Here is a 26,626-nt window from a genome sequence, read left to right as displayed (position 1 = left end):
AGCCTTAACTCAGCGGCCAGAGATGGTCAATAATTAACTGCACTGAGCGATTGCCGCGGTATTCGTTGATATCGAGCTTAAAGGCCAGCTCCACCTGACGCACGCTGTTGTCGGGCCACAGGGTGGTGTCGACGTTAAAGGCGATGCCATCGATTAGCGGGCCGCCGCCGAGCGGCTCCAGCATCACTTTGAGATGCCGCTCCCCCACCAGCCGCTGCTGCAGCAGCTTGAACTTGCCGTCGAAAGCGGGCTCAGGAAACGCCTGTCCCCAGGGGCCCGCTTCGCGCAGCAGCTCGGCAGTCTGCAGACTGAACTCGCCTGGCTGCAGCGCGCCATCAGACCAGATAACGCTCTGCAGCGACTCTTCGCTCAGCCACTCCCCCAGCAGGTCGGCAAAGCGCTGGCGAAACGCCTCAAACTGCGTCTCTTCCAGCGACAGACCCGCCGCCATGGCGTGGCCGCCGAACTTCAGCATCATACCGGGATAGAGCGTATCGAGCCGCTCCAGCGCGTCGCGCAGGTGCAGGCCGGGAATCGACCGTCCAGAGCCTTTCAGCGTCCCGTCGCCCGCAGGCGCGAACGCAATAACCGGACGATAAAAGCGCTCTTTCAGCCGCGAGGCGAGGATGCCCACTACGCCCTGATGCCACTCGGGATGATAGAAAGCCAGCCCCAGCGGCAGCTCGGTCTGCTGACGCTCCAGCGCCATACAGAGCGCCAGCGCCTCGCTCTGCATGCCCTGCTCAATCTCTTTGCGCGTCTGATTAAGCGCATCGAGTTCGTTGGCCAGCATCCGCGCCTGGGTAATGTCGTCGGTGAGCAGCAGCGAAACGCCCACCGACATATCGTCGAGCCGCCCCGCCGCATTCAGGCGCGGGCCGAGGGCGAAGCCGAGATCGCGCGCCACCAGCTGGCGCGCGTCACGATTGGCGATCTCCAGCAGCGCACGAATGCCGGGACGGCATTTTCCGGCGCGAATGCGGCCGAGCCCCTGCCACACCAGAATGCGGTTATTGACGTCGAGCGGCACCACGTCGGCGACGGTGCCAAGCGCCACCAGATCCAGCAGCTCCGCCAGGTTAGGCTCCGCGCGCGTGGCGCCAAACCAGCCCAGCTTACGCAGATGCGCGCGCAGCGCCATCATCAGATAGAAGGCGACGCCGACGCCCGCCAGCGCGCGCGACGGGAATGCACAGTCGTGCAGGTTAGGATTCACTATCGCTTCCGCCTCAGGCAGGGTGTCGCCGGGCAGATGGTGATCGGTGACCAGCACCGGAATGTTGTACTGATGGGCGCAGGCGACGCCGCTGTGGGACGAGATGCCGTTATCGACCGTCAGGATCAGCTGCGCACCGCGCGCGCGCGCCTGCTCCACCACTTCCGGGCTCAGGCCGTAGCCGTCGTCGAAGCGGTTAGGCACCAGATACTGCACGTTATGGCCGCCCATGCTGCGCAGCGCCAGCACCGTCAACGCGGTGCTGGTGGCGCCGTCGGCGTCGAAATCGCCCACCACCATAATGCGGCGTCCGTCGAGCAGCGCCTGATGCAGCAGCTCCACCGCCGCATCCAGCCCGTTAAGCGAGGAGAACGGCAGCAAATGCTTTACGCCGCGCTCCAGCTCAGCCGCGCTGCGCACGCCGCGCTGTAGATAGAGACGTTTAAGCAGCGGCGGAAGATCGGCCGGAAGCGCGTCCTCGACGCCGATCTCGCGCCGCCGCAGTTCTACTGTTTTAATCACTGCCAATTAGCCACCGCGCTTCTGCTGATCCAACACCTGCTTCAGCTCCTGCGGCCCCTGATAGCCCGGGATCATCATGCCGGAGTCGGTCAGGATAGCTGGCGTGCCCTGGATGCCGTAAAGGATGCCCAGCTTGTAGTGCTGATCGAGATCGATCTTGCAGCTCTCTGGCGCGCTCATCTGCGGCGCGTTGCCCTTCATCGCTTCGTCAAACGCCTTGTTGCGATCCGCAGCGCACCAGATTGCCTTCATGGCGCTTTCCACCTGGCCGTGCAGCCCTTCGCGCGGGAAGGCGAGATAGCGCACCGTAATGCCCAGCGCGTTGTAGTCGGCCATCTGCTCATGCAGCTTGCGGCAGTAGCCGCAGGTGACGTCGGTAAAAACGGTAATCACGTGCTGCTCTTTCGCCGCTTTATAAACGATCATCTGCGGTGCCAGCGCCTCGACCTTTTTGTCGAGCAGCTGATTGGTGACGTTGACCGGCTGCGCGCCGCTCACGTCGTAGAGCGGGCCCTGAATCATATGCTTGCCGTCTTCGGTCACGTAAATGACGCCGCTTTCCGTCAGCACGGTTTTAAACCCCGGCAGCGGCGACGGCACGATTTCCGTCTGCTTCAGTCCCAGCTTTTTCAGCGACTGCAGGATCGCGCCGTCATCGGCCTGCGCTACGCTGCTGAAGGCGCCAGCCAACAGGGCCAGCAGGAGAAATTTCTTCATCTTCTTTCCTTAATGTCCGCGTCAGGCGCGCGGATGATGCTGTTGATGCAACTGACGCAGCCGCTCGGTCGCGACGTGCGTATAAATTTGCGTGGTAGAGAGATCGCTGTGTCCCAGCAACATCTGTACGACACGCAGGTCGGCGCCGTGGTTCAACAAATGGGTGGCAAAGGCGTGCCGCAGCACGTGCGGCGACAGCTTTTCGCTGTCGATGCCCGCCAGCACGGCGTAATGCTTGATGCGGTGCCAGAAGGTCTGGCGCGTCATCTGCTGCGCGCGGCTGCTGGGAAACAGCACGTCCAGCGTCTCTCCGTTAAGCAGCCAGGGGCGGCCATGTTCCAGATAGTGCTCCAGCCAGTAAACGGCCTCTTCGCCCAGCGGTACCAGACGCTCTTTATTCCCTTTGCCGATGACGCGCACCACCCCCTGGCGCAGGCTGACGTCGCTCAGGGTCAGGCCGACCAGCTCAGAGACGCGCAGCCCGGTGGCGTAGAGCAACTCCAGCATCGCCTTATCGCGCAGCTCCAGCGGAATATCGGTGCTGGGCGCCTGCAGCAGTCGTTCCACCTGCGCTTCGCTGAGATCTTTCGGCAGCCGCTGCGGCAGCTTCGGCGCGGCCAGCAGCGTGCTGGGATCGTCGCTGCGCAGCTTCTCACGGTAAAGATACTGAAAAATACGGCGCATGGCGCTGAGCAGCCGCGCCGAACTGCTGGCTTTATAGCCGCCTTCCAGCCGTTCGGCGAGAAACTGTTGCAAATCCTCGGCCTGCAGCGTCAGCAGCGTCAGCCCCCGATGCGTCAGCCAGTCGGTCAGGGTTTTTAGGTCCTGACGATACGAGGACAGGGTATTTTGCGCCAGGTTGCGCTCAATCCAGAGCGCATCCAGAAACTGTTCTGTCAGGTCGCTGTCTTGCACGGTATCCCCGCCTTGAGGTGAAATCGTGCTCATTATGCCTGAATCCGCCCTGCTTCTGATACAATTGCGCCAAAGTCAGTCTTAATTCGAGCATTATCTGCATGAAAATTGGTCTTTTTTACGGCTCAAGCACCTGCTATACCGAAATGGCCGCAGAGAAAATCCGCGACTTTATCGGCGCTGAGCTGGTCACGCTGCACAACGTGAAAGATGACGATCCGCTGCTGATGGAGCAGTACGACCTGCTGATTTTAGGCATCCCTACCTGGGATTTCGGCGAGCTGCAGGAGGACTGGGAAGCGATCTGGCCGCGGCTGTCGACGCTCAACCTGCGCGGAAAAATCGTCGCGCTCTACGGCATGGGCGATCAGCTTGGCTATGGCGAATGGTTTCTCGACGCGCTGGGCATGCTGCATGAGCTGCTGCAGCCGATGGGCGTGACGTTCGTCGGCTACTGGCCGCTGGCAGGCTATGAATTTACCAGCCCGCGTCCGCTTAGCGCCGACGGCACGCAGTTTGTCGGCCTGGCGCTGGACGATGTCAATCAGTTTGACGTCACCGATGAGCGTATCGAACAGTGGTGCGAGCAGATCCTGACCGAGACCGCCGCGCTGCTGTAGCGCCCGGCCTACTCTCTCTCCACGTGGCTGAGCAAGCGCGCGCGCAGCTGACGCCACCGCGCGCGCGGCATCATATCCTGCATGAGCCACAGCCTGCGCGTCCGCCCTTTCTCGCTGCGCAGCACCAGCAGCGCCGCGCCCGGCAGCCAGCGGATGGGTCCGCTAATGCGCCAGCGCGCGCCCTGCCAGCGCCAGCTGTCGTCGCTTTTATGCTGCAACATGCCGCGCCGCTGCGTCAGTCGACGCTGCTGCTGCCAGCATTCACGCAGCATCAGCAGCAAAAGCGGGATTTTAATCAGCCAGCACGCGGCGGGCAGCGGCGCGCTCGCCACGATGAGCAGTGCGCCAGACGTGAGTGCACCGTGCAGCAGGCGCGCCTGCCGCGACGGCCGCAGCTTACATTGCCACGGGGCCGCGTTCACGGTTGCGCTGCTGGATCAGCTGGACAATACGCTTCAGCTCCGGATCGGCGGGTTCGCCATGATTCATCATCCAGTTAAAAAGATCGGGATCGTCGGCCTTAAGCAGGGCGACAAACGCCTGTTTGTCGACGTCGTTAAGGGTGTCATATTCATATTTGAAGAAAGGCATAATAGCGACATCCAGCTCCAGCATGCCGCGGCGGCAGGCCCAGTGAATGCGCGATTTATCATGAATATCCATGTGTGTGATTTCCGCATTTCAGACAGGCGGCTAGTGTAACCTGGTTTTCTCACGCCTGCAGGCGCCCGTTGTGGGGCTGTGCGACGTGCCGCACGCGTCGGCCTGCCGTTGCCGCGCCGACTCGCGATTTGTGCGCCCGATTCCGTAAACCGGTTGCAAAGCCAGTGCGCTCTTTTAACATTGAGTTCAGGATTCACCTTTTTAATCAGGACAGCCAATGCCTATTTTCAGCTTACCGCCGCGCCAGCCCGTGGCCGCTTCTCGCCTGCCGTTAACCCTGATGTCGCTGGAGGGCTGGGCGCTGGTATCGGTGCAGGGCGCCGACAGCACTTCTTATCTGCAAGGCCAGCTCACGCTGGATGTCGCCGCGCTGGGCGCGGATCAGCATCGCCCGGCGGCGCACTGCGACGCGAAAGGCAAGATGTGGAGCAATCTGCGCCTGTTCCATCGCGGTGAAGGTTACGCCTATCTGGTGCGCCGCGAACTGCGCGACACGCAGCTGACGGAACTGAAAAAATATGCGGTATTCTCGAAAGTGACGCTGGCGCCGGACGATGAGGCGGTGCTGCTGGGGGTGGCGGGGTTCCAGGCGCGCGCGGCGCTGACCAGCCTGTTCGACGTCTTGCCGGACGGCGATCATCCGGTGGTGCAGCAGGCGGAGAGCACGCTGCTGTGGTTCCCGACGCCCGCGGAGCGTTTCCTGATCGTCACCACGCGCAATCAGGCGCAGGCGCTGCAGCAGAAGCTGGCCGACGACGCGCAGCTGAATGACAGCGCGCAGTGGCTGGCGCTCGACATCGAGGCGGGTATCCCTGTCATTGAGCCAGCGACCGCCGCGCAGCTGATTCCACAGGCCGCAAACCTGCAGGCGCTTGACGCCATCAGCTTTAAAAAGGGCTGCTATACCGGCCAGGAGATGGTGGCGCGCGCCAAATTCCGCGGCGCCAACAAGCGCGCGCTCTACTGGCTTGCCGGTCAGGCGAGCCGGGTGCCCACGGCGAACGATTCGCTGGAGCTACAGATGGGCGAGCGCTGGCGCCGCACCGGCACGGTGCTCGCCGCCGTTCAGCTCGACGATGGCGAGGTGTGGGTACAGGTGGTGATGAACAACGATCTGGAGCCCGAGAGCGTGCTGCGCGTCGAGGGCGACGAAGGCGGACGGCTGCTGATTAAGCCGCTGCCCTATTCGCTGGAAGCGTAATCTCCGGCCGCGCCCGGCTCCTACCCTCAGGGAGCCAGGCGCGGTAGATTACTTCACGTAAAAGTAGATGGCGCAGAAGTGGCAGGCGCTGCCGCCCAGCACAAAGGCGTGCCAGATAGCATGGTTATAGGGGATACGCCGCGCCACGTAGAAAATCACGCCTAGCGAATAGATGATGCCGCCAGCCGCCAGCAGCCAGACGCCGCCCGGCGAGAGCGTCAGCGCCAGCTGATAGATCACTACCAGCGACAGCCAGCCCATACAGAGATAGGTCACCAGCGATAGCGCCTTGAAGCGGTGCGCGATAGTGAGCTTAAAGATGATGCCCGCCAGCGCCAGCCCCCAGATCACCACCATCAGCCCATGCGCCAGCGGCGACTTCAGCCCTACCAGCAGAAAAGGCGTGTAGGTGCCGGCGATCAGTAGATAGATGGCGCAGTGGTCGAGTTTTTTCAGCCAGCGTTTGGCGCGCTGGTGGGGAATAGCGTGATAGAGCGTAGAGGCGAGAAACAGCAGTATCATGCTGCCGCCATAGAGGCTGTAGCTGGTGATAGCGATAGCGTTAGCGTCCGCTTCGGTCGCCTGTGCCAGCAGCAGCACCAGACCGACAATGCCGAACAGGCAGCCGAGACCGTGGCTGATGCTGTTGGCGATCTCCTCAGCGAGCGAGTAGCCCTGAAGGGCCAGGCGATTTTTCATGATGGCGCGTTCCTCAACGTCGTGATGGGTGCAGATTTTCTGACCTCCAGCATAGCCAGGAATATTTTGAGAGTACACGTGTACGCTAAAATTAATCTGTGAATGCGTGTTACCGCCTGCGGAGCGCGCAAATCTGCTACACTGCGCGCAGTTTCGTTTTTATGAGCGCGCCCGCAGATGTTCTCTCATCACGATCTTGCCAGCCTGAATGACCTCGAGATGCAGGTTTATCACGACATCATTAAACACCCGGAAAGCGTCAGCTATATGACCATCCGCGAACTGGCGGAACGGGCGGGCGTCTCGACCACCACCGTGCTGCGTTTCTGCCGCAAGATGCAGTGCGACGGCTGGTCGGAATTTCGCATTCGTTTCCGGCTGGCGCAGCAGCAGGCGCAGCCCGCGCAGGCGAACGTCGGCGTCAGCGAAATGCTGAGCTTTTTTAAAAGTATTAATAACGATGAATTCAGCGAGCTTATTTCCCGCGCCGCGCAGATGATTAATCGCGCCGAGCAGCTTTTCTTTATTGGCGCCGGCACCTCTGGCAGCCTGGCGAAATATGGGGCGCGTTTTTTTTCTAACGTCGGAAAATTCAGCCACTATATCGACGATCCCTATTATCCGGTCAGCGGCAACGTGGATGAAAATACGCTGGCGATATTGCTCTCCGTCTCTGGCGAGACGCCAGAAATATTACGCCTTGCCAGCCAGTTCAGCCTGCGGCGCTGCCAGATCATGGCGATAACTCATTCAGAGAGCAGCTCGCTGGCGAAAATGAGCGATTTCACTCTGGCCTATCATGTGCCGGTTATCCGCCTGAGCGACAATTCCGACATCACGACGCAGGTGCCGGTTATGTATATTCTCGAAGCTATTGGCCGCCTGCTGAATAAATAAAACAGGCTGTTTTAGCGAAGTAACATATTACTCAGGCGCGCCGGTGTTATCGCGTGACTTCCTTTTTTGCTTTGCTACACTCGCGGCAAGATCTATTTCGCTGAGAGGGATATATGCATAACGAATCAGGCTTTCCACAACACTTTTTATGGGGCGGCGCGGTGGCGGCGCATCAGGTCGAGGGCGGCTGGGATCAGGGCGGCAAAGGCGTCAGCATCGCCGACGTGCTGACCGGCGGCTCGCACGGCGTCAGCCGCGTCATCACCGATGGCGTGCAGCCGGGTAACCACTATCCCAACCATCAGGGCGTGGAGTTCTACTCGCGCTACAAAGAGGACGTCGCGCTGTTTGCCGAGATGGGCTTTAAGTGTTTTCGTACCTCTATCGCCTGGACGCGCATCTTCCCTGAGGGGGATGAGCAGGCGCCGAACGAAGCGGGCCTGCAGTTTTACGACGATCTGTTCGACGAACTGCTCAAGTATGGCATCGAGCCGGTTATCACCCTCTCCCACTTTGAAATGCCTTACCATCTGGTGAAACAGTACGGCGGCTGGCGCAGTCGCAAAGTGGTCGATTTCTTCATGCGCTTTAGCGACGTGGTGATGCGCCGCTATCAGCACAAAGTGAAGTACTGGATGACCTTTAACGAGATCAATAACCAGCGCAACTGGCAATATCCGCTGTTCGGCTACTGCTGCTCCGGCGTGGTGTTCACCGAGCACGAGAAGCCGGAAGAGGTGATGTATCAGGTGATGCATCACCAGTTTGTCGCCAGCGCCAAAGTGGTCAGCCTCGGCCACGCCATCAATCCCGATTTTCAGATCGGCTGCATGATCGCTATGGTGCCGATTTACCCCTACTCCTGCCATCCTGACGACGTGATGCTGGCGCAGGAAGCAATGCATCAGCGCTATGTCTTTAGCGATGTGCAGATGCGCGGTGCCTGGCCGGCCTATACCCTGAAAGAGTGGGCGCGCAAAGGCTATCAGATTGAAATGGAAGCGGACGACGCTGAGACGCTGCGCAACGGCTGCGCCGATTACGTCGGCTTTAGCTACTACATGAGCAACGCGGTAAAACATGACGCCAGCGGCGTTGACGATCCCATTACCGGCTTCGACGGCGTGGTAAAAAACCCGCACGTCGGCGCGTCGGACTGGGGCTGGCAGATCGACCCGACCGGGCTGCGCTATGCGCTGAACGCGCTTTATGAGCGTTACCAGAAGCCGCTGTTCATCGTTGAGAACGGCTTTGGCGCTATCGACAAGCCGAATGAGCACGGCGTGATTGAGGATGACTACCGCATCGACTACCTGCGCGCGCATATCGCCGAAATGAAAAAAGCGGTGGCGCACGACGGCGTCGAGCTGATGGGCTATACCCCGTGGGGCTGCATCGACTGCGTCTCGTTTACCACCGGCCAGTACGACAAGCGCTACGGCTTTATCCACGTCAATAAAAACGACGACGGCAGCGGCGACTTCGCCCGCTCGCGCAAGAAGAGCTTCGGCTGGTATCAGCAGGTCATTGCCAGCAACGGCGAAACCCTCTGATGCTCGCAGGGCTGCGCCGTAACGGGCGCGGCCCTGCGGTCAGCGGCCGCCAGCGGCGTCGATAAAGGTGCCGGTGATATAGGAGGCCGCCTCGCTCGCCAGCCAGACAATCGCTTCAGCAATCTCTTCCGCTTCTCCGCCGCGTCCCATCGGGATGGCGCCCGCCGTGGCCGCCACGCGATCGACGCGTCCCGGCTCGCCGCCGTCCGCATGCATGTCAGTATAGATAAAGCCAGGCCTGACGCTGTTGACGCGAATGCCCTGCGCCGCCACCTCCAGCGATAATCCTTTCGTCAGCGAATCCATCGCCCCTTTCGATGCTGCATAGTCGACATACTCTCCCGGCGCGCCCAGCCGCGACGCGGCAGAGGAGACGTTGATAATTGAACCGCCGAGGCCGCCGTGCTGCGTGCCCATGCGTTTCACCGCTTCGCGGCAGCAGAGAAAGGTGCCGGTGACGTTGGTGGCGAAGACGCGCTGCAGGCGCTCGGCGCTGAGGTCCTCTACCCGGCACTGCGTAAAAAGGATGCCTGCGTTGTTGACCAGCACGCCGAGCGGCATCGCCTCCGCGTCCAGCCGCTGAAACAGCGCCCTGACCTGTGCCTCCTCGGCGATATCCGCCTGCACGGCAAAGGCTTCCCCGCCCTGCTCGCGAATATGCGCCACCACCTGCTGCGCCTCGTCAGCGCGCTTCAGATAGTTAACCGCCACGCGGTAGCCCCGCTGCGCCAGCTTAAGCGCCGTCGCGCGGCCAATTCCCCGGCTTGCGCCGGTCACCAGAGCCAGTGTCATATTTTCTCCACAAAAAAGGGCCGGATAAGCGGCCCTTGATAACAGCGTTGCGCGGCGTTTACTGATAATCGCTCATCGGCACGCAGGAGCAGAACAGGTTGCGATCGCCGAACACGTCGTCGAGGCGCTTCACCGTCGGCCAGTACTTATTGTCGCTGCCCGCCGGGAAGACCGCCAGCTCGCGGCTGTAGGCATGGCTCCACTCGCCGACAATTTCGACCTGGGTATGCGGCGCATTCACCAGCGGGTTATCGTCCGCTGGCCATTCGCCGTCGGCCACGCGATCGATCTCCATGCGGATAGAGAGCATTGCGTCGATAAAGCGATCCAGCTCGATTTTGCTTTCAGACTCGGTCGGCTCCACCATCAGGGTGCCGGCGACCGGGAAAGACATGGTCGGCGCATGGAAGCCGTAGTCGATGAGCCGCTTAGCGATATCGAGCTCGCTGATTCCGGTCTGCTCTTTCAGCGGGCGAATGTCGAGAATACATTCGTGCGCCACGCGGCCGTCGCGGCCGGCATAGAGGATCGGATAAGCCGACTGCAGACGGCTGGCGATATAGTTGGCGTTGAGAATCGCGACCTGACTGGCGCGCTTCAGCCCCTCGGCGCCCATCATGCGGATATACATCCAGCTAATCGGCAGAATAGAGGCGCTGCCGAACGGCGCCGCCGAGACCGCGCCCTGCTGCGTCAGCATCTCGTCGATCTGCACCACGCTGTGGCCCGGCACAAACGGCGCCAGATGCGCCTTCACGCCGATCGGGCCCATGCCTGGGCCGCCGCCGCCGTGCGGAATGCAGAAGGTTTTGTGCAGGTTGAGGTGCGAGACGTCCGCGCCGATGTAGCCCGGCGTGGTAATGCCCACCTGCGCGTTCATATTGGCGCCGTCGAGATAGACCTGGCCGCCGTGCTGATGCACGATCTGGCACACTTCGCGGATGGTCTCTTCATAGACGCCGTGCGTCGAGGGATAGGTCACCATAATGCAGGAGAGCTGCTCCCCCGCCTGCACCGCTTTTTCGCGCAGATCGCCAAGGTCGATATTGCCCTGTTTGTCGCAGGCGACCACCACCACCTCCATGCCCGCCATCTGTGCCGAAGCGGGGTTAGTGCCGTGCGCGGAGCTGGGGATCAGGCAGAGGTTGCGCCCGCCTTCGTTACGGCTTTCGTGATAGCGACGGATCGCCAGCAACCCGGCGTATTCGCCCTGCGCGCCGGAGTTCGGCTGCATGCAGAGCGCGTCATAACCGGTGAGCTGCACCAGCCACTGCGACAGCTGGCCGATCATCTGCAGATAGCCCGTGGCCTGCTCCGCCGGACAGAACGGATGCAGCTCGGCGAACTCCGGCCAGGTGATGGGGATCATCTCGGCGGCGGCGTTCAGCTTCATGGTGCAGGAGCCGAGCGGGATCATCGCCTGGTTCAACGCCAGATCCTTTTTCTCCAGGCTGTGCATGTAGCGCATCATCTCGGTTTCGCTGTGATGGCGATTAAAGACCGGATGAGTCAGGATGGCGCTCTGACGCTGCAGCGCGGCAGGAATCGCCTGGCTGTCGGCCGCGACGGCGGCGTCCAGCTTGTCGATATCCTGACCGTGCTCGTCGCCCAGCAGAATAGCGAACAGCGCCTGCACATCTTCGCGGCGCGTGGTTTCGTCCAGCGTAATGCCGACCGCGTGATGAATATCGCTGCGCAGGTTGACGCCGAAGCTCTGCGCGCGGTTAAGCACCGCACCTTTATCCTCCACCTCAACCGTCAGGGTGTCGAACCAGCTGTTGTGACGTAGCTTCAGCCCGCCGTTTTGCAGCCCGGCCGCCAGAATCGTCGTCAGACGATGGATGCGAGAGGCGATACGCTTCAGCCCTTTCGGACCGTGATAAACCGCGTAGAGCCCGGCAATATTGGCGAGCAGCACCTGAGAGGTACAGATGTTAGAGTTCGCTTTTTCACGACGGATATGCTGCTCGCGCGTCTGCATCGCCATACGCAGCGCGGTGTTGCCTGCAGCATCGCGCGAGACGCCGATAATGCGGCCCGGCATTGAGCGCTTATGCTCATCGCGGCTGGCAAAAAAGGCGGCGTGCGGACCGCCGTAGCCCATCGGCACGCCGAAGCGCTGCGCCGATCCGAACACGATATCCGCCCCCTGCTTGCCGGGCGCTTCCAGCATCACCAGCGCCATAAAGTCCGCCGCGACGCTGACCACGACTTTGCGGCTTTTCAGCTCGGCGATCAGCGCGCTGTAGTCGTGCGCCTCGCCGGTGGTGCCCACCTGCTGCAGCAGCACGCCGAACAGCGCGTCGTGATCCAGCGCTTTTTCGGCGCGGTCGATAATCAGCTCGAAGCCGAAGGTTTCGGCGCGAGTGCGCACCACGTCCAGCGTTTGCGGATGGATATCGTCGGCGATAAAGAATTTGCCGGCGTTTTTAAGCTTGCTGACGCGCTTCGCCATCGCCATCGCTTCCGCCGCCGCTGTGGCTTCATCCAGCAGCGAGGCGGAGGCGACGTCCAGACCGGTCAGATCGAGCGTCACCTGCTGAAAGTTGAGCAGCGCCTCCAGGCGGCCCTGCGACACTTCCGGCTGATAGGGGGTATAGGCGGTGTACCAGCCCGGATTTTCCAGCATATTGCGCAGGATCACCGGTGGCGTGATCGCCGCGCTGTAGCCCATACCGATCCAGGATTTGTAACGCTGATTCTGACTGGCAATCGCCTTGAGTTCGGCCAGCGCCTGCTGCTCGGTCGCCGCATCGCCCACCGCGGGCGGGCCTGGCAGCTGGATATCGGCGGGCACAATAGTGCCGATCAGCGCGTCCAGCGAGCTGGCGCCTATCGCCTCCAGCATCAAAGCCTGTTGTTCCGGCGAGGGACCGATATGGCGTTCAATAAAGGCGCCGTTGTGTTCGAGCTGGCTCAAAGTCTGGGTCATGTGCAGTCAATCCTGAATCGGGCTGGAGTAGAGAGAAAGCAAGGGATAAAAAGCGGCCAGCGAGGTCTGGCCGCCCTGTTGCTTATTCGTCGATGGAGGCTTTATAGGCGTCCGCGTCCAGCAGCGAATCGAGCTCGGATTCGTCGCTGGGTTTGATTCTGAACAGCCAACCGGCGGCGTAGGGCTCGCTGTTGACCAGCTCCGGCGCATCGCCCAGCGCCTCATTGACGGCGACGATTTCGCCGCTGACGGGCGCATAGATGTCGGACGCGGCCTTGACCGATTCCGCGACGGCGCATTCGTCGCCCGCTGAGTAGCTGTTGCCGACGTCCGGCAGATCGACAAAGACCATGTCGCCTAACAGCTCCTGCGCGTGCTCGGTAATGCCGACGGTAAAGGTGCCATCCGCTTCCTTACGCACCCACTCATGACTGTCACGGTATTTCAATTCATTTGGCACATTGCTCATCGCCCTTTCTCCTGAAAATAGATTACTGAACCGGCTTGCCGCCGCGTACAAAAACAGGTTTGGTTACGTTTACCGGCATTTCGCGCTGGCGGATTTCGACGATAGCGCTTTCGCCGATGCCTGCCGGCACGCGCGCCAGCGCAATGCTGTAGCCGAGCGTCGGCGAGAAGGAGCCGCTGGTGATCACGCCCTGCTGCGGCTGGCCCTGCGCGTCGGTAAAGCGTACCGGCTGGCCGCCGCGCAGCACCCCTTTCTCCGTCATGATCAGGCCAACCAGCTTGTCTGTGCCTTTTTCACGCTGCATCTCCAGCGCGTCGCGCCCGATAAAATCGCGATCGGCTGGCTCCCAGCAGATGGTCCAGCCCATATTGGCCGCCAGCGGCGAGACGCCTTCGTCCATCTCCTGGCCGTAGAGGTTCATGCCCGCTTCCAGACGCAGCGTGTCACGCGCTCCCAGGCCAGCCGGTTTAACGCCCGCTGCCAGCAGACGCTGCCAGAAATCTGCCGCGGCGGCGGCAGGCAGCGCAATTTCATAGCCCGCTTCGCCGGTGTAGCCGGTAGTAGCGATAAACAGGTCGCCGGACTGCACGCCGAAAAAGGGTTTCATCCCGGCGACCGCGTCGCGCTGCGCCGGGTTGAACAGCGTCTGCGCCTTCTGCTGCGCCTGCGGCCCCTGTACGGCGATAAGCGCCAGGTCGTCGCGCTCGGTCAGCGCCACGCCATAAGCCTGAGCATGCTTGCCGATCCACGCCAGATCCTTCTCGCGCGTGGCCGAGTTGACCACCAGACGGAAAAAATCTTCGCTCATAAAGTAAACAATTAAATCGTCAATGACGCCACCGGAGGCGTTCAGCATGCCGGTGTAGAGCGCTTTGCCAGGCTGCGTCAGGCGAGCAACGTCGTTCGCCAGAAGATATCGCAGGAAGTCGCGCGTCTGCGCGCCGTGCAGATCGACGATAGTCATATGCGACACGTCGAACATCCCAGCGTCCTGACGCACGGCATGATGTTCGTCAATTTGCGAACCGTAGTGCAGCGGCATCATCCAGCCGTGGAAGTCGACCATGCGGGCGCCGCAGGCCTGATGCTGTTCAAACAAAGGGGTTTGCTGAGTCATAACCATCCTGTCGCGAAGCGGGTAAGTTTCGGGCGGGCGTCAGCCTGCTTATCGCCCGGCGCACACGTTCTCTTTTCCCTGACGTTATCATTGAAAAGACGATTTAACCATAAGCTGTACAGGGTCGAATTGAAGCATGGCTCTTAAGCGCCGCGCAAAGACGACAGCATAATTAACTGCGTTTTTGTGATTTACCACGCAGGAAAGAAGTTCATCGCCGTTATACGCAGCAAGATAATCAGCGGTGGCGCACAAAATGTTAAAAACGCGCCTGGCAGAGGAAGGCATAAGACAAATAAAACTAATGCGAAGAGAGGGGTGAAATTAGAATAAATCAAACGAGGCGCGCTAAAGGTGCAGCCCTGCTCGCTTTTGATGCAGGCTGAGCAAAAGGCGTAAAAAAGCCAGCGCGAAGCTGGCTTCGAGAAGACGCCGCGCGGCTTAGCGCAGCCAGGCAGGCATATCGTGCAGCCCCATCGCCTGACGCAGCATCGTGGGTTTGACGCCGGGCAGCGTATCCGCCAGCTTCAGCCCCAAATCGCGCAGCAGCTTTTTCGCCGGATGAGTGCCGGCGAACAGCTCGCGGAAGCCCTGCATGCCCGCCAGCATCAGCGCCGCGCTGTGTTTGCGGCTGCGCTCGTAGCGACGCAGATAGAGATGCTGGCCGATATCCTTGCCCTGCTGGTGCAGGCGGCGGATTTCGCCAATCAGCTCTGCGGCGTCCATAAAGCCGAGATTCACGCCCTGCCCCGCCAGCGGATGAATGGTATGTGCGGCGTCGCCCACCAGCGCCAGACGATGCGCCGCGAAATTACGGGCGTAGCGCGCCATCAGCGGAAAGGATTTACGCTCGCTCGCCAGTTCACAGAGGCCGAGGCGCATATCGAACGCCACCGCCAGCTGCTGATTGAAGAGCGCCTGCGGCATGCTCTCCAGCCGACTCGCCTCCTGCGGCGAGAGCGACCAGACGATTGAGCTCAGGTGCGGATCCTGCATCGGCAGGAACGCCAGAATGCCGTCGCCGTGGAAAACCTGGCGCGCCACCGCGTTATGCGGCTGCTCGGTGCGGATATTCGCCACCAGCGCATGGTGATCGTAATCCCAGAAGGTCAACGGAATATCGGCTTTGTTGCGCAGCCAGGAGTTGGCCCCGTCCGCGGCGATCAGCAGGCGCGCGGTCAGCATGGTGCCATCCTGCAGGGTCACAAAAGCTTCGTTTTCGCCGAACGCCACCTGCTGCAGCTGCGAAGGCGCCATAAGGGTAACGTCGCTGCAGCGGCTGGCGCGCTGCCAGAGGGCGCTGTGTATCGCCGGATTTTCGACAATGTGTCCCAGATGGGTCACTCCCTGCTGCTCATCATCGAAGCTAATGGCACCGAAACTGTCGCGATCCCACACCTCCATGCCGTGATAGGCGCTGGCGCGACGCGCCAGAATATCGGACCAGACGTCCAGCTTCTGCAGCAGCCGCTCGCTGGCGGCGTTGATCGCCGATACGCGAATCGACGGCGCAGCGCTGGCGTCGAACTGCGGCTCCGCCGTTTTTTCCAGCACGGCGACGCGCAGCCCGCTGCCCTGCAAACCGCAGGCGACCGCCAGTCCTACCATGCCGCCGCCGGCGATAACCACATCAAAACTTTGCATCGGTGCCCCTTAGTTAACGCTTAACCCAGCCCAGCGTGCGCTCGGCCAGTTGATTACGCAGCCACGGCAGATGATCCATCGCCATCAGCCCCAGATTTCGTCCCACCACCAGCGGCGCATAGCGATTGGCGAACAGCCGCACCAGCCCGTCAGTGATGCCTATCGTCGCCGCGCGATCGGGCTGACGGCGCTGCTGATAGCGATGCAGAACGGCGTAGCTGCCCACATCCTGCTGCTGACGATGCGCGGCCGCCAGCGTCTCCGCCAGCGACATCACGTCGCGCAGCCCAAGGTTGAAGCCCTGCCCGGCGATCGGATGCAGCGTCTGCGCCGCATTGCCGACCAGCGCCAGCCGGTGCGACGTCTGCTGCCCGGCGCTCTGCAGCGCCAGCGGATAACTCTCGCGCTGGCCCGCGTGGGTAAAACGCCCCAGCCGCCAGCCAAACGCGCGCTGCAGCTGCGTCAGAAATTCGTCGTCGCTCCAGCACGCGATCTCTTCACGCGCCGAGAGAGGGTGGCACCACACCAGCGACAGGCGGTTGTCCGACATCGGCAGCAGCGCCAGCGGGCCGTGCTCGGTAAAGCGCTCAAAGGCGCGTCCCTGATGCGGTAACTGCGTCGAGACATTGGCGATCACCGCCAGCTGCTGATAATCCTCGCGCTGCCACTGAATGCCGAACGAGGCGGCAAGCGGCGAGCGCGAGCCGTCTGCGGCCACCAGCAGCGCCCCTTCCAGCTGTTCACCGCTCTCCAGCGTCACCTGCACGCTCTCCTGGCGGCGCTGCGCCTCGGTAACGCGTGCCGGACAGCGTAACGTCACGCCCGGCGCACTTTTCAGGCGCTCGAACAGCCGCTGCCCCACGTCGAAAAGCTCAACGACGTAGCCAAGCGCGGGGATCTGATAGGCCCCGGCGTCCAGCGTGACGAAACCGGCGTGGCCGCGATCGGAGACGTGGATATCGGTAATCGGCGTGGCGACTTTCTCGATGCTGCGCCAGAGATCGATATCGATCAGCTGTTGACGCGTGCCGGCGGCCAGCGCGATGGCGCGGCCGTCATACCCGGGGTGGGCGCGACTGTCGGGCGCGCTGTTCTCAATCAGCGTCACCGGCAGCTGCCCCTGCGTGAGGTGGGAAATAGCCAGCGCCAGGGTCGCGCCGGTCATGCCGCCTCCGGCGATAATTACCGTCATGCCTGACGCGCCGCTGCCATCAGCGCCTCAATTGCGTCTGCGTCCTTGACCACGCTGTCGGTCAGATTTTCGTTGCCCGTTTCGGTGATCAGAATGTCATCTTCGATGCGGATGCCGATGCCGCGATATTCCGCAGGCACGTCGGCATCCGGCGCGATATAGAGCCCCGGCTCAACGGTCAGCACCATGCCCGGTTCCAGAATACGATCGCGCGAAGGGGTGCCGTAGTGACCGACGTCATGCACGTCGAGGCCCAGCCAGTGGCTCAGTCCGTGCATAAAGAACGGCCGGTGCGCCTCTTCAGCGATCAGCGTCTCTACCTCGCCCTGCAGAATGCCCAGCTCCACCAGTCCGCTGACCATAATGCGCACCACCTCTTCATTAACGTCGCGAATGCTGACGCCGGGGCCAAAGAGCGCCAGCGCTTTATAAAGCGAGGCGAGCACGATGTCGTAAATGGCGCGCTGCGGCGCAGTGAATTTGCCGTTGACCGGGAAGGTGCGGGTGATATCGCCAGCGTAGCCGTGAAATTCGCAGCCCGCGTCAATCAGTACCAGATCGCCATCGCGCAGCTCGCTCTCATTTTCGGTGTAGTGCAGGATACAGCCGTTTTCGCCCGAGCCGACGATGGTGTTATAAGAAGGAAAGCGCGCGCCGTGGCGGTTGAAGACGTAGTGAATTTCGCCTTCCAGATGGTATTCAAACAGGCCGGGGCGGCAGGCTTCCATGGCGCGGGTATGCGCCAGCGCGCTGATTTGCCCGGCGCGGCGCAGGATGGCAATCTCTTCCTCATCCTTGAACAGACGCATTTCATGCACCCAGGGGCGCCAGTCGGTGAGCGTCGCCGGCGCGCTGAAATTCTGGCGAAAGCCGCGGCGCAGCTTCTCCAGCGCGGCGAACACCAGCGCATCCGCTTCCGCGTATTCGCCCTGCGCATGATAAACCACGTCAAGCCCGTTCAGCAGCAGGTGCAGCTGCTGGCCAATGTCATCCCAGGGCAGCGCGCGATCGACGCCTAATTTTTCAGGCGCGGCATCCTGCCCTAGCCGACGGCCAAACCAGATCTCAGCGGTAAGATCCCGCACGCGATTGAACAGCACGCTGTGGTTGTGGGTTTCATCGCTTTTGATCAGCACCAGCAGCGCCTGCGGCTCGTTGAAGCCGGTGAAGTACCAAAAGTCGCTGTTTTGCCGGAACGGATATTCGCTGTCGTTGCTGCGGGTCACTTCCGGTGCAGCAAAAATCAGGGCGGCGCTGCCGGGAGCCATTTTCGTCAGCAGCGCCTGACGACGCTGCTGGAAAGTATCCAGAGAAATCATGTTTGCACTCCCTGTAGAAACGGGCGCGTTTGCGCCCTGAGATATCTGGCTTAGTGTAGCGTCGGTTTTTTCACTTCGGGGGCGGTAGGTTGCGGACGCGTGAAAGTGTCGTGGCACAGCAGCGCCGCCACGCGCACATATTCAATTACCTCTTCCAGCGACTGCTCCAGCTCTTCCTGGTCCTCATCTTCATCATAGCCGAGCTGGGCGATGGTGCGCAGATCGTCAATCGCCTCGCCGGTTTCGCCGGTCACTTTCTCCAGTTTCGGCTGCGTGACTCCCAGACCGAGCAGGAAATGATTCACCCAGCCCGCCAGCGCGTCGGCGCGGTCGAAGACGCTGATATCTTCGTCGTCTGGCAGCATCAGCTGAAACAGGTAGCCCTCTTCTTCCAGCGTGCTGGCGGTGCTGTCGTGCAGTGCCTGAAGCGGTGACGCCAGGTTCTGCGAGAAGGCCATGCCTTCGTTGGTTAGATCGTGCACCAGCGTTTTCCAGCTGACATCCTGATTGCCGCCGCACAGAATGCCGCTGAGCAGGCCATGCATTTCAGCTGGCGTCATCCCCACGCCTTGTTGAGAGAGCGCTGAAGCGAGCGCGTTGTAATCGGGGGTTACGTTCTGTAAAGACATAAGGATTCATCGTCGTTGGCAGAATAAGTTCGTGTTATGCTACCACTAGCTGCCTCAAGGTTTCCAGAAAAGGGGTTGTAACTTATTTCGCGGGTCTATATAGTTGCCCGCCTCCCAAGGCATTGAGCCCAAAGGGAGCTGCGGGCGAAGTAATCAGTCAGGAAGGTGGCATGTCTGCACAACCAGTAGATATACAAATTTTTGGTCGTTCATTGAGAGTGAATTGTCCGCCTGAACAGCAAGATGCGCTGAATGCGGCTGCCGATGACCTCAATCAACGGTTGCAAGATTTAAAAGTTCGCACTAGAGTCACAAATACCGAGCAACTGGTGTTCATCGCCGCGTTAAACATTTGCCATGAACTGGCGCAAGAGAAAATGAAAACGCGCGATTATGCTGCTAATATGGAACAACGTATCCGTATTCTGCAGCAGACAATTGAACAGGCTCTTGTGGAGCAAGGTCGCATAACCGACCGCCAGGGTGCGAAATTCGAATAATACTTCATGGTTGCTGCGCAGTAGCAACGGTGAAGTCCAGTTTCTCTGAGATGTTTGCAAGCGGGCCAGTCCCCTGAGCCGATATTTCATACCAACAGAGTGTGGCGCTCTGTAACCTGTGAGCATGCTCGGTTCGTCCGAGAAGCCTGATGGTTGCGACGGCACATTCACCTTGAACCAAGGGTTCAAGGGTTACAGCCTGCGGCGGCATCTCGGAGATCTCCTTCTGTTCTGCATCTGTCTTTCCCCGTTATGAATGATATAGTTGCTTAATCAGCGACTATATCAACGGGGTTCTCGTGTCCCAGCCCTCTCAGCTCGATCGCCACCATATCCGCCAGCACGTGCGCCACCTGCGCCGCGCCCTGACGCCTGAGCAGCAGGAACAGGCCGCCGATCTGATGGCGGAGCACGCCGTTAACTTCGCCCCTCTTGCCAACGCCAGCCATATCGCGCTCTTTTTATCGGTAGACGGCGAACTCAATACCCGGCCGCTTATCGCTAAGCTGTGGCAGCAGAAAAAGCAGGTTTATCTGCCGGTGCTGCACCCTTTCTCCGCTGGCCAGCTGCTGTTTCTGCGCTATACGCCGGAAACCGCGCTAACGCCGAATAAACTGCGTATTCCTGAACCGCCGCTTGATATCCGCCAGCTGATTACCCTGGATCGGCTCGATGTGATGATGGTGCCGCTGGTGGCCTTTGACAGCAGCGGGCAGCGGCTCGGCATGGGCGGCGGCTTTTACGACCGCACCCTGCAGAACTGGCGTCAGCACGGTTTTTTACCGGTAGGCGTGGCGCATGACTGCCAGCACGTAGAGCAGTTGCCCGCAGAGGAGTGGGATGTGCCCCTGCCCGCCGTACTGACGCCGTCGCGCCTGTGGCAGTGGGAATAGCGGGAGTGAGCCTGTGGCGGAAAAGAAAGGGCCGTCTGCGAAAAAGGCAGACGGCCCGGTTTCAGTAAAGCGAAATCAGTAGAGCAGACGGGCGCGAATGGTGCCCGGAATCGCCTTCATCAGCTGCAGCGCTTTGTCCGCCCGATCCTGCGGCGCATCGATATCGATAACCACGTAACCCATCATTGGCGAGGTTTGCAGGAACTGCGCAGCGATGTTGATGCCCTGCTCGGCAAAGATCTGGTTGATTGCCGTCAGCACGCCCGGACGGTTTTCATGAATGTGGAGCAGACGACTGGCGCTGGCGCCGTGCATTGGCAGCGACACTTCCGGAAAGTTGACCGCCGAGAGCGTTGAGCCGTTATCAGAATATTTAGCCAGCTTGCCCGCTACTTCGATACCGATATTCTCCTGCGCCTCCTGGGTCGAACCGCCGATGTGCGGCGTCAGGATCACGTTATCGAACTCGCACAGCGGCGAATTAAAGGGTTCGCTGTTGGTCGCGGGCTCAAGCGGGAAAACGTCGATCGCGGCGCCCGCCAGGTGTTTGCTACTCAGCGCGTCGCACAGCGCCGGAATATCGACCACGGTGCCGCGCGAAGCGTTGATCAGCAACGCGCCCTTCTTCATCTGCGCCAGCTCCTGCGCGCCGATCATATCCTGCGTCGAGGGCGTTTCCGGCACGTGCAGGCTGACCACATCGCTCATATTCAGCAGGTCGGCCAGGTGGCGCACCTGCGTGGCGTTACCAAGCGGCAGTTTGTTTTCAATGTCGTAGAAAAAGACGTGCATGCCCAGGCTTTCAGCCAGTACGCCAAGCTGCATGCCAATATGGCCATAGCCGACGATGCCAAGCTTTTTGCCGCGCGCCTCAAACGAGCCGACGGCGTTTTTGTTCCAGATGCCGCGATGCGCCTTGGCGTTTGCTTCAGGGATGCCGCGCAGCATCAGCAGCATTTCGCCGATAACCAGTTCGGCGACCGAGCGGGTATTAGAGAACGGCGCGTTGAACACGGGAATGCCGCGCGTTGCCGCTGCGTTAAGATCGACCTGGTTGGTGCCGATGCAGAAACAGCCCACGGCGACCAGTTTTTCCGCCACGGCGAAAATCTCTTCCGTCAGCTGGGTGCGGGAGCGGATGCCGATGAAGTGCGCATCCCGAATGGAGGCTTTCAGCGCTTCGTCATCCAGCGCGCCTTTATGGAATTCGATGTTGGTGTAACCCGCCGCGCGCAGATTTTCCAGCGCGCTCTGGTGAACGCCTTCCACCAGCAGGAACTTAATCTTGTCTTTTTCCAGTGATACCTTTGCCATTTCCCCGACCCTATTGTGATTTCAACAATGGCCGCCATAAGCGCGCCTTCTGTCAAAATATCAAAATTTACGCCTGCGGCAATACAACCGTTTGCCTTGCGGCCAGCATGGGGAAGCCTGAGCCCAGCACATTGCCGCACAAAATCGGGGGCTGAACCGCGAACAAAGAACGAACCTGCTGTGGATGTCGGTTATGTGACATAAGTCACCGAATTTAGGCGGCGAAAGAAAAGATGTTTTGCGCAGGGAAATAACCGGCGCGCTTATCGCGCCGGACAGATCATTTTTCGATGGTTTTTACGCCGTCCGGCGTGCCGATCAGCGCAATATCAGCGCCGCGCGTAGCAAACAGGCCAACGGTGACCACGCCGGGCAGCGCGTTGATGCTTTTTTCCAGCGCGACAGGATCGAGAATCGTCAGGTTATGCACGTCGAGAATAATATTGCCGTTGTCGGTGACGACATGCTGGCGATACTCCGGCAGGCCGCCGAGCTTAACCAGCTCGCGGGCGACGAAGGCGCGCGCCATCGGGATCACTTCGACCGGCAGCGGGAAGCGCCCCAGCACGTCCACCTCTTTCGAGGCGTCGGCGATACAGATGAACTTGCGCGCGACGGCCGCCACGATCTTCTCGCGCGTCAGGGCCGCGCCGCCGCCTTTAATCATCTGCATCTGCGGGTTGATCTCATCCGCGCCGTCGACATAGATCGCCAGATCGTCGATCTCATTGAGATCAAAGACCGGAATGCCAAGCGCTTTCAGCTTCAGCGTCGAGGCTTCCGAGCTGGAAACCGCGCCTTCAATCTGCTGTTTCATCGTGGCGAGCGCGTCGATAAAGTGCGCGGCGGTGGAGCCAGTGCCGACGCCGACGACAGTACCCGGCTGCACATATTTCAGTGCAGCCCAGCCTACGGCTTTTTTCAGTTCATCCTGGGTCATGATATGTTTAAAACCTGTGCGACAACGAAGTGCGCGTAGTATAAAGCAACGCCTGCCGAATGTGCGCGGCTGTTTCCGCTGACGTGATCGCTTTGGAAGCCACTCCGCAAAAAAAGCGACGCGCGGCGCAGGGAAAGCCCCTTCGACGCGCGCCAGATGCATTTTTTGTGGCATAGTATCGTCCACCCTGAAGGAGAGAGAACAACAATGAAACGCCCCGATTATCGAACGCTTCAGGCGCTGGATGCAGTGATTCGCGAACGCGGCTTTGAGCGCGCCGCACAAAAGTTATGCATTACGCAGTCGGCCGTATCGCAGCGTATCAAGCAGCTGGAGAACCTGTTCGGCCAGCCGCTGCTGGTGCGTACCGTGCCGCCGCGCCCTACAGAGCAGGGACAGAAGCTGCTGGCGCTGCTGCATCAGGTCGAGCTGCTGGAAGAGGAGTGGCTGAGCGATGAGAACGGCGGCACCACGCCGCTGCTGCTGTCGCTGGCGGTTAACGCCGACAGTCTGGCGACCTGGCTGCTGCCTGCGCTGAAGGATGTGCTGGCGGACTCGCCGGTGCGCCTTAATTTGCAGGTCGAAGATGAAACCCGCACGCAGGAACGGCTGCGCCGCGGCGAAGTGGTGGGCGCGGTCAGTATTCAGCCGCAGCCGCTGCCGAGCTGCCTGGTCGATCAGCTTGGCGCGCTCGACTATCTGTTCGTCGCCTCGCCGGAGTTCGCCGCGCGCTACTTCCCCAACGGCGTCACCCGCTCGGCGCTGCTCAAAGCGCCAGCGGTCGCTTTCGACCATCTCGACGATATGCATCAGGCCTTTTTACAGCAGAATTTCGATCTGTCGCCGGGCAGCGTCCCCTGCCATATCGTGAACTCCTCGGAGGCGTTTGTGCAGCTGGCGCGCCAGGGTTCAACCTGCTGTATGATCCCGCATCTGCAGATTGAGCGCGAGCTGGCGGGCGGCGAGCTGCTCGATTTGACGCCGGGCCTCTGCCAGCGCCGCATGCTCTACTGGCACCGTTTTGCGCCGGAGAGCCGCCTGATGCGCCGCGTTACCGACGCGCTGATCGCCCACGGCCATCGCGTGCTGCGCCAGGATGATTTAGCGGCCTGAGTCCGTGCGCGCCTGAAGTAAGGGGCGCTTTGCCCTTCGCTTTATGCCGCCCGCATTTGACTCATTTGCTGTCTAAAAAAGACCTAAAAAAAGGGGCGCTTAGCGCCCCTTTTTTCATTACTGCTGCGTACCCGCGGTATTGGGCTTGATATCGAACACCACATCCACCTGATCGTCAAAGTGAATGCTCTGCTGCTCGTAGGTCTGCTGCGCGGAGGTATCCGCAGCTGGCGCGGCGGCCTTATACATGCGCGCCATCGGCATCGGCTGATAGTTGGACACGTGGTAGCGAATGCTGTAAACCGGGCCAAGCTTCGCGTTAAAGCCTTCCGCCAGCGCGGCGGCCTGCTGCGTCGCGTTATCAATCGCCGCCTTGCGCGCCTGCGCCTTATAGCTGTCGGGATTGGTGACGCCCAGCTCGACCGAGCGGATCTCGTTCAGGCCGCTTTTCAGCGCGCCATCCAGCAGCTCGTTCAGCTTATCCAGCTGACGCAGCGTCACCTGCACCTGGCGCACCGCGCGGTAGCCTTTCAGCACCGACTTGCCCTCTTTGGTATAGTCATATTCCGGCTGGGTGCTGAGGTTAGCGGCATCGATATCTTTCTTCTCGATACCATTTTTCTGCAGAAAATCAAAGTATTGTGCGACGCGATCGTCGGCCTGCTTTTTCGCGTCCGCGGCGTCTTTAGAGGAGACGTTAACCACGATAGAGAGCGTGGCGATATCGGGGCGCGCATCCACGGTCGCCTGGCCTGACGTCACGACATGCGGGCCGTTCGGCAGTTCGTCGGCTAATGCGCTTAACGGCAGCGCCAGAGCGCCTGTCATGGCGACCAGCGCCAGTGCTTTCAGTTTCACGAAAATCCTCCTTGGAATCTCTGTTTTGCTGCGGCATCAAAGGCCAGAGCCTGAACGGAATAGTATGCACTGCTAAGAGCGTGTTATACCGCAAAAGTTCGCGTTTTGCTTATCCTGTTCTGCCGCTTTAGGACAATTCAAATCAGAAATTCGCTATTCCCTGCAGCGCCAGCTGGCTGGCGATAAGCCACATCACCGCACCGACCAGCAGATTTATCGCACGCTGCGCCCTGGCGGTGCGCAAGCGAGGCGAGAGCCAGGCCGCCAGCAGTGCCAGCCCAAAGAACCAGAACACCGAGGCGCTGACGGTGCCCAGCGCGAACCAGCGGCGCGCCTCCTGCGTCGGCAGCTGCCCACCCAGGCTGCCCAGCACTACGAAGGTATCGATATAGACGTGAGGATTAAGCCAGGTGACCGCCAGCATGGTGGCGACAATGCGCCAGCGGCTCTGCTTAAGCTCGCTGTCGCTGGCGAGATCGACATCGCCGCTAAAGGCGCGGCGTAGCGCATTCCAGCCGTACCACAGCAGAAAAGCTACCCCGGCCCAGGTGATAAGCATCAGCAGCAGCGGCGACTGGTGCAGCAAGGCGCTGCCGCCGAAGATGCCACCGCAAATCAGCGCAATATCGCTCAGCGTGCAGAGTGACGCCGTCATTAAATGGTACTGGCGCTTAACGCCCTGATTCATCACGAACGCGTTTTGCGGCCCCAGCGGCAGAATGAGTGAGGCGCCAAGCGCAAGCCCCTGTAAATACATTGATAACACAGAATTTTCCTTACATCAGCGAGATGCAAAGAAGTATAAAGAGGCGAGGTTATTAGCGGAAATTGAAAGATTTAATCTGCTATTAGGCAGATTAATAAGGACGGCGCGGGCGCCGTCCTGAGAGGCTTATTCTGCTTTTGCTTCCGCGTCCGGCGGGCTGACGCGATGCAGATGCACGTCCATTTGCGGATAGGGAATGCCGATGCCCTTCGCATCCAGCGCGCGCTTAAAGTTCTTCAGCAGATCCCAGTAGACGTTCTGCAGATCGCCGCTGTTGCTCCAGCAGCGCACCACGAAGTTGAGCGACGAGGCGGCCAGCTCGTTGAGGCCAATCTGCACGCCCATATCCTGCAGCACGCGCGGATCGCTTTTAACCACCTCTTCCAGCAGCGCAATCACCTCGTCCACGTCTGCGTCGTAGGCGACGCCGATGATGAACTCATTGCGGCGCACCGGCTCACGTGAAAAGTTGACGATGTTGCCAGCAATAATTTTGCCGTTCGGCACGACGACCATTTTACCGTCCGCGCTTTTCAGCGTGGTGGAAAAGATCTGCACGTTGAGCACCGTGCCCATCACGCCGCCGAGATCGACGAATTCGCCCGCGCGGAAAGGACGGAAGGTCACCAGCAGCACGCCCGCCGCCAGGTTAGAGAGCGACCCCTGCAGCGCCAGACCAACCGCCAGACCGGCGGCGCCCAGCACGGCGATAACAGACGCGGTCTGCACGCCGACCCGCCCAAGCGCGGCAATCAGGGTGAAGGCGATAACACCGTAGCGCACCAGCGCCGAAAGAAAGTCCGCCACCGTTTTATCGATGTGGCGCGCCACCAGCACACGGTTGATGCCTCGGGAGATAATGCGCGCGACGATCATCCCCAGAATTAAGATAACCACGGCTGCTACGATATTTACCGCATAGCTGACGAGCAGCGCCTGATTGCGCACCAGCCAGCCGCCGGCGTTATGAATGCCGTCTACGACGTTTAAGTCTTCCATTTGAGAGCCCTGTTGTTGAATTCCCTGCCGGGAAGATCAAATCACAGCCAGAAAATTCCGGCAAACCAGCTATCAAGGGTAAACAACATTCGTCGTATATGCCAAATCTGCGTTGAATTTGTTGAAAATTTAGGCGAAACCGCGTG

Annotated in this window: 26 protein-coding genes and 1 other RNA gene; 8 read left to right on the top strand and 19 right to left on the bottom strand. The window is 60.5% G+C overall.

Annotated elements, in window-relative coordinates:
* Positions 1–4 precede the first annotated feature (4 nt).
* Genes recJ through xerD form a run of 3 tightly spaced genes read right to left on the bottom strand, consistent with a single transcriptional unit; the run spans position 5 to position 3,403 of the window.
* Complete coding sequence (gene recJ, locus Q9R34_RS07215; protein ID WP_485892950.1) at positions 5–1,738, bottom strand: single-stranded-DNA-specific exonuclease RecJ; 1,734 nt, start codon at positions 1,736–1,738, stop codon at positions 5–7.
* A 6-nt stretch (positions 1,739–1,744) separates the two neighbouring features.
* Positions 1,745–2,455 (bottom strand): bifunctional protein-disulfide isomerase/oxidoreductase DsbC, encoded by a 711-nt coding sequence (gene dsbC, locus Q9R34_RS07210; protein WP_485892949.1) that lies wholly within the window; start codon positions 2,453–2,455, stop codon positions 1,745–1,747.
* A gap of 21 nt (positions 2,456–2,476) precedes the next feature.
* Entirely contained in the window at positions 2,477–3,403 is a 927-nt protein-coding gene (gene xerD / locus Q9R34_RS07205) for a site-specific tyrosine recombinase XerD (protein ID WP_485892948.1), read from the bottom strand.
* A gap of 68 nt (positions 3,404–3,471) precedes the next feature.
* On the opposite strand from xerD, the gene fldB reads away from it, so the two are divergent.
* On the top strand, positions 3,472–3,990 hold the full coding sequence (gene fldB / locus Q9R34_RS07200) for a flavodoxin FldB (RefSeq protein WP_434125817.1): 519 nt from the start codon (positions 3,472–3,474) through the stop codon (positions 3,988–3,990).
* Between the two features lie 8 nt (positions 3,991–3,998).
* Here the strand turns inward: fldB and Q9R34_RS07195 are convergent, their stop codons facing one another.
* Positions 3,999–4,412 carry a protein YgfX gene (locus Q9R34_RS07195; protein ID WP_485892947.1) on the bottom strand — a complete coding sequence of 138 codons (414 nt, stop codon included), beginning with the start codon at positions 4,410–4,412 and terminating at the stop codon, positions 3,999–4,001.
* A complete protein-coding gene (gene sdhE / locus Q9R34_RS07190) occupies positions 4,387–4,653 on the bottom strand; it encodes an FAD assembly factor SdhE (protein ID WP_434125814.1) in 267 nt (88 codons plus the stop codon). Before sdhE ends, Q9R34_RS07195 begins: the two co-directional genes overlap by 26 nt.
* Before the next feature lie 217 nt (positions 4,654–4,870).
* Between sdhE and ygfZ the strand changes: the two genes are divergently transcribed.
* A complete protein-coding gene (ygfZ, locus tag Q9R34_RS07185) occupies positions 4,871–5,854 on the top strand; it encodes a tRNA-modifying protein YgfZ (protein WP_485892946.1) in 984 nt (327 codons plus the stop codon).
* A 48-nt stretch (positions 5,855–5,902) separates the two neighbouring features.
* Here the strand turns inward: ygfZ and trhA are convergent, their stop codons facing one another.
* Positions 5,903–6,553 carry a PAQR family membrane homeostasis protein TrhA gene (trhA, locus tag Q9R34_RS07180; protein ID WP_485892945.1) on the bottom strand — a complete coding sequence of 217 codons (651 nt, stop codon included), beginning with the start codon at positions 6,551–6,553 and terminating at the stop codon, positions 5,903–5,905.
* A gap of 177 nt (positions 6,554–6,730) precedes the next feature.
* Between trhA and Q9R34_RS07175 the strand changes: the two genes are divergently transcribed.
* Both Q9R34_RS07175 and Q9R34_RS07170 read left to right on the top strand, forming a co-directional pair.
* Entirely contained in the window at positions 6,731–7,450 is a 720-nt protein-coding gene (locus tag Q9R34_RS07175) for a MurR/RpiR family transcriptional regulator (RefSeq protein ID WP_313590422.1), read from the top strand.
* A gap of 113 nt (positions 7,451–7,563) precedes the next feature.
* Positions 7,564–9,003, top strand: a complete 1,440-nt coding sequence (locus tag Q9R34_RS07170; RefSeq protein WP_485892944.1) for a 6-phospho-beta-glucosidase — start codon at positions 7,564–7,566, stop codon at positions 9,001–9,003.
* Positions 9,004–9,042: 39 nt separating this feature from the next.
* Here Q9R34_RS07170 and Q9R34_RS07165 read toward each other — a convergent pair whose 3' ends face one another.
* The 8 genes from Q9R34_RS07165 to Q9R34_RS07130 form a co-directional block, all read right to left on the bottom strand.
* Complete coding sequence (locus Q9R34_RS07165; protein ID WP_485892943.1) at positions 9,043–9,795, bottom strand: SDR family oxidoreductase; 753 nt, start codon at positions 9,793–9,795, stop codon at positions 9,043–9,045.
* Between the two features lie 58 nt (positions 9,796–9,853).
* Positions 9,854–12,727: an aminomethyl-transferring glycine dehydrogenase gene (gcvP, locus tag Q9R34_RS07160; RefSeq protein WP_485892942.1), complete on the bottom strand. Its 2,874-nt coding sequence runs from the start codon at positions 12,725–12,727 to the stop codon at positions 9,854–9,856.
* An 82-nt stretch (positions 12,728–12,809) separates the two neighbouring features.
* Positions 12,810–13,196, bottom strand: coding sequence for a glycine cleavage system protein GcvH (gene gcvH, locus Q9R34_RS07155; protein ID WP_485892941.1), 387 nt, complete (start codon positions 13,194–13,196; stop codon positions 12,810–12,812).
* 22 nt (positions 13,197–13,218) lie between these two features.
* Positions 13,219–14,313, bottom strand: a complete 1,095-nt coding sequence (gene gcvT, locus Q9R34_RS07150; RefSeq protein ID WP_485892940.1) for a glycine cleavage system aminomethyltransferase GcvT — start codon at positions 14,311–14,313, stop codon at positions 13,219–13,221.
* Positions 14,314–14,754: 441 nt separating this feature from the next.
* On the bottom strand, positions 14,755–15,957 hold the full coding sequence (gene ubiI / locus Q9R34_RS07145; protein WP_485892939.1) for an FAD-dependent 2-octaprenylphenol hydroxylase: 1,203 nt from the start codon (positions 15,955–15,957) through the stop codon (positions 14,755–14,757).
* Positions 15,958–15,970: 13 nt separating this feature from the next.
* On the bottom strand, positions 15,971–17,149 hold the full coding sequence (gene ubiH, locus Q9R34_RS07140) for a 2-octaprenyl-6-methoxyphenyl hydroxylase (RefSeq protein ID WP_485892938.1): 1,179 nt from the start codon (positions 17,147–17,149) through the stop codon (positions 15,971–15,973).
* Positions 17,146–18,468, bottom strand: coding sequence for a Xaa-Pro aminopeptidase (gene pepP, locus Q9R34_RS07135; protein WP_485892937.1), 1,323 nt, complete (start codon positions 18,466–18,468; stop codon positions 17,146–17,148). Before pepP ends, ubiH begins: the two co-directional genes overlap by 4 nt.
* A gap of 50 nt (positions 18,469–18,518) precedes the next feature.
* Positions 18,519–19,097 carry a YecA/YgfB family protein gene (locus tag Q9R34_RS07130; protein WP_485892936.1) on the bottom strand — a complete coding sequence of 193 codons (579 nt, stop codon included), beginning with the start codon at positions 19,095–19,097 and terminating at the stop codon, positions 18,519–18,521.
* Between the two features lie 170 nt (positions 19,098–19,267).
* On the opposite strand from Q9R34_RS07130, the gene zapA reads away from it, so the two are divergent.
* The 3 genes from zapA to Q9R34_RS07115 all read left to right on the top strand — a co-directional run bounded on the left by zapA (position 19,268) and on the right by Q9R34_RS07115 (position 20,490).
* Positions 19,268–19,597 carry a cell division protein ZapA gene (zapA, locus tag Q9R34_RS07125; RefSeq protein ID WP_033752202.1) on the top strand — a complete coding sequence of 110 codons (330 nt, stop codon included), beginning with the start codon at positions 19,268–19,270 and terminating at the stop codon, positions 19,595–19,597.
* A gap of 39 nt (positions 19,598–19,636) precedes the next feature.
* Positions 19,637–19,820, top strand: a non-coding RNA gene (gene ssrS, locus Q9R34_RS07120) — 6S RNA.
* Between the two features lie 76 nt (positions 19,821–19,896).
* The gene (locus tag Q9R34_RS07115) at positions 19,897–20,490 is read left to right on the top strand and encodes a 5-formyltetrahydrofolate cyclo-ligase (protein WP_434125794.1); all 594 of its coding nucleotides are present in this window, start codon (positions 19,897–19,899) and stop codon (positions 20,488–20,490) included.
* Between the two features lie 75 nt (positions 20,491–20,565).
* Here Q9R34_RS07115 and serA read toward each other — a convergent pair whose 3' ends face one another.
* Both serA and rpiA read right to left on the bottom strand, forming a co-directional pair.
* Positions 20,566–21,804: a phosphoglycerate dehydrogenase gene (serA, locus tag Q9R34_RS07110; RefSeq protein ID WP_485892935.1), complete on the bottom strand. Its 1,239-nt coding sequence runs from the start codon at positions 21,802–21,804 to the stop codon at positions 20,566–20,568.
* 280 nt (positions 21,805–22,084) lie between these two features.
* Positions 22,085–22,744, bottom strand: coding sequence for a ribose-5-phosphate isomerase RpiA (rpiA, locus tag Q9R34_RS07105; RefSeq protein ID WP_434125792.1), 660 nt, complete (start codon positions 22,742–22,744; stop codon positions 22,085–22,087).
* Positions 22,745–22,951: 207 nt separating this feature from the next.
* On the opposite strand from rpiA, the gene Q9R34_RS07100 reads away from it, so the two are divergent.
* The gene (locus Q9R34_RS07100) at positions 22,952–23,857 is read left to right on the top strand and encodes a LysR family transcriptional regulator ArgP (RefSeq protein WP_434125791.1); all 906 of its coding nucleotides are present in this window, start codon (positions 22,952–22,954) and stop codon (positions 23,855–23,857) included.
* A 117-nt stretch (positions 23,858–23,974) separates the two neighbouring features.
* Here Q9R34_RS07100 and Q9R34_RS07095 read toward each other — a convergent pair whose 3' ends face one another.
* The 3 genes from Q9R34_RS07095 to mscS all read right to left on the bottom strand — a co-directional run bounded on the left by Q9R34_RS07095 (position 23,975) and on the right by mscS (position 26,480).
* Positions 23,975–24,715, bottom strand: a complete 741-nt coding sequence (locus Q9R34_RS07095; RefSeq protein ID WP_434125790.1) for an oxidative stress defense protein — start codon at positions 24,713–24,715, stop codon at positions 23,975–23,977.
* Between the two features lie 142 nt (positions 24,716–24,857).
* Positions 24,858–25,481 carry an arginine exporter ArgO gene (argO, locus tag Q9R34_RS07090; RefSeq protein WP_485892934.1) on the bottom strand — a complete coding sequence of 208 codons (624 nt, stop codon included), beginning with the start codon at positions 25,479–25,481 and terminating at the stop codon, positions 24,858–24,860.
* A gap of 126 nt (positions 25,482–25,607) precedes the next feature.
* On the bottom strand, positions 25,608–26,480 hold the full coding sequence (gene mscS, locus Q9R34_RS07085) for a small-conductance mechanosensitive channel MscS (RefSeq protein ID WP_434125786.1): 873 nt from the start codon (positions 26,478–26,480) through the stop codon (positions 25,608–25,610).
* Positions 26,481–26,626 lie beyond the last annotated feature (146 nt).

This window comes from Enterobacter sp. BRE11, from assembly GCF_031844285.1.
Classification (GTDB): domain Bacteria; phylum Pseudomonadota; class Gammaproteobacteria; order Enterobacterales; family Enterobacteriaceae; genus Pantoea.
The sequence above is the reverse complement of the archived record's forward strand: the minus strand, read 5'-3'. Positions and strand labels throughout refer to the sequence as shown.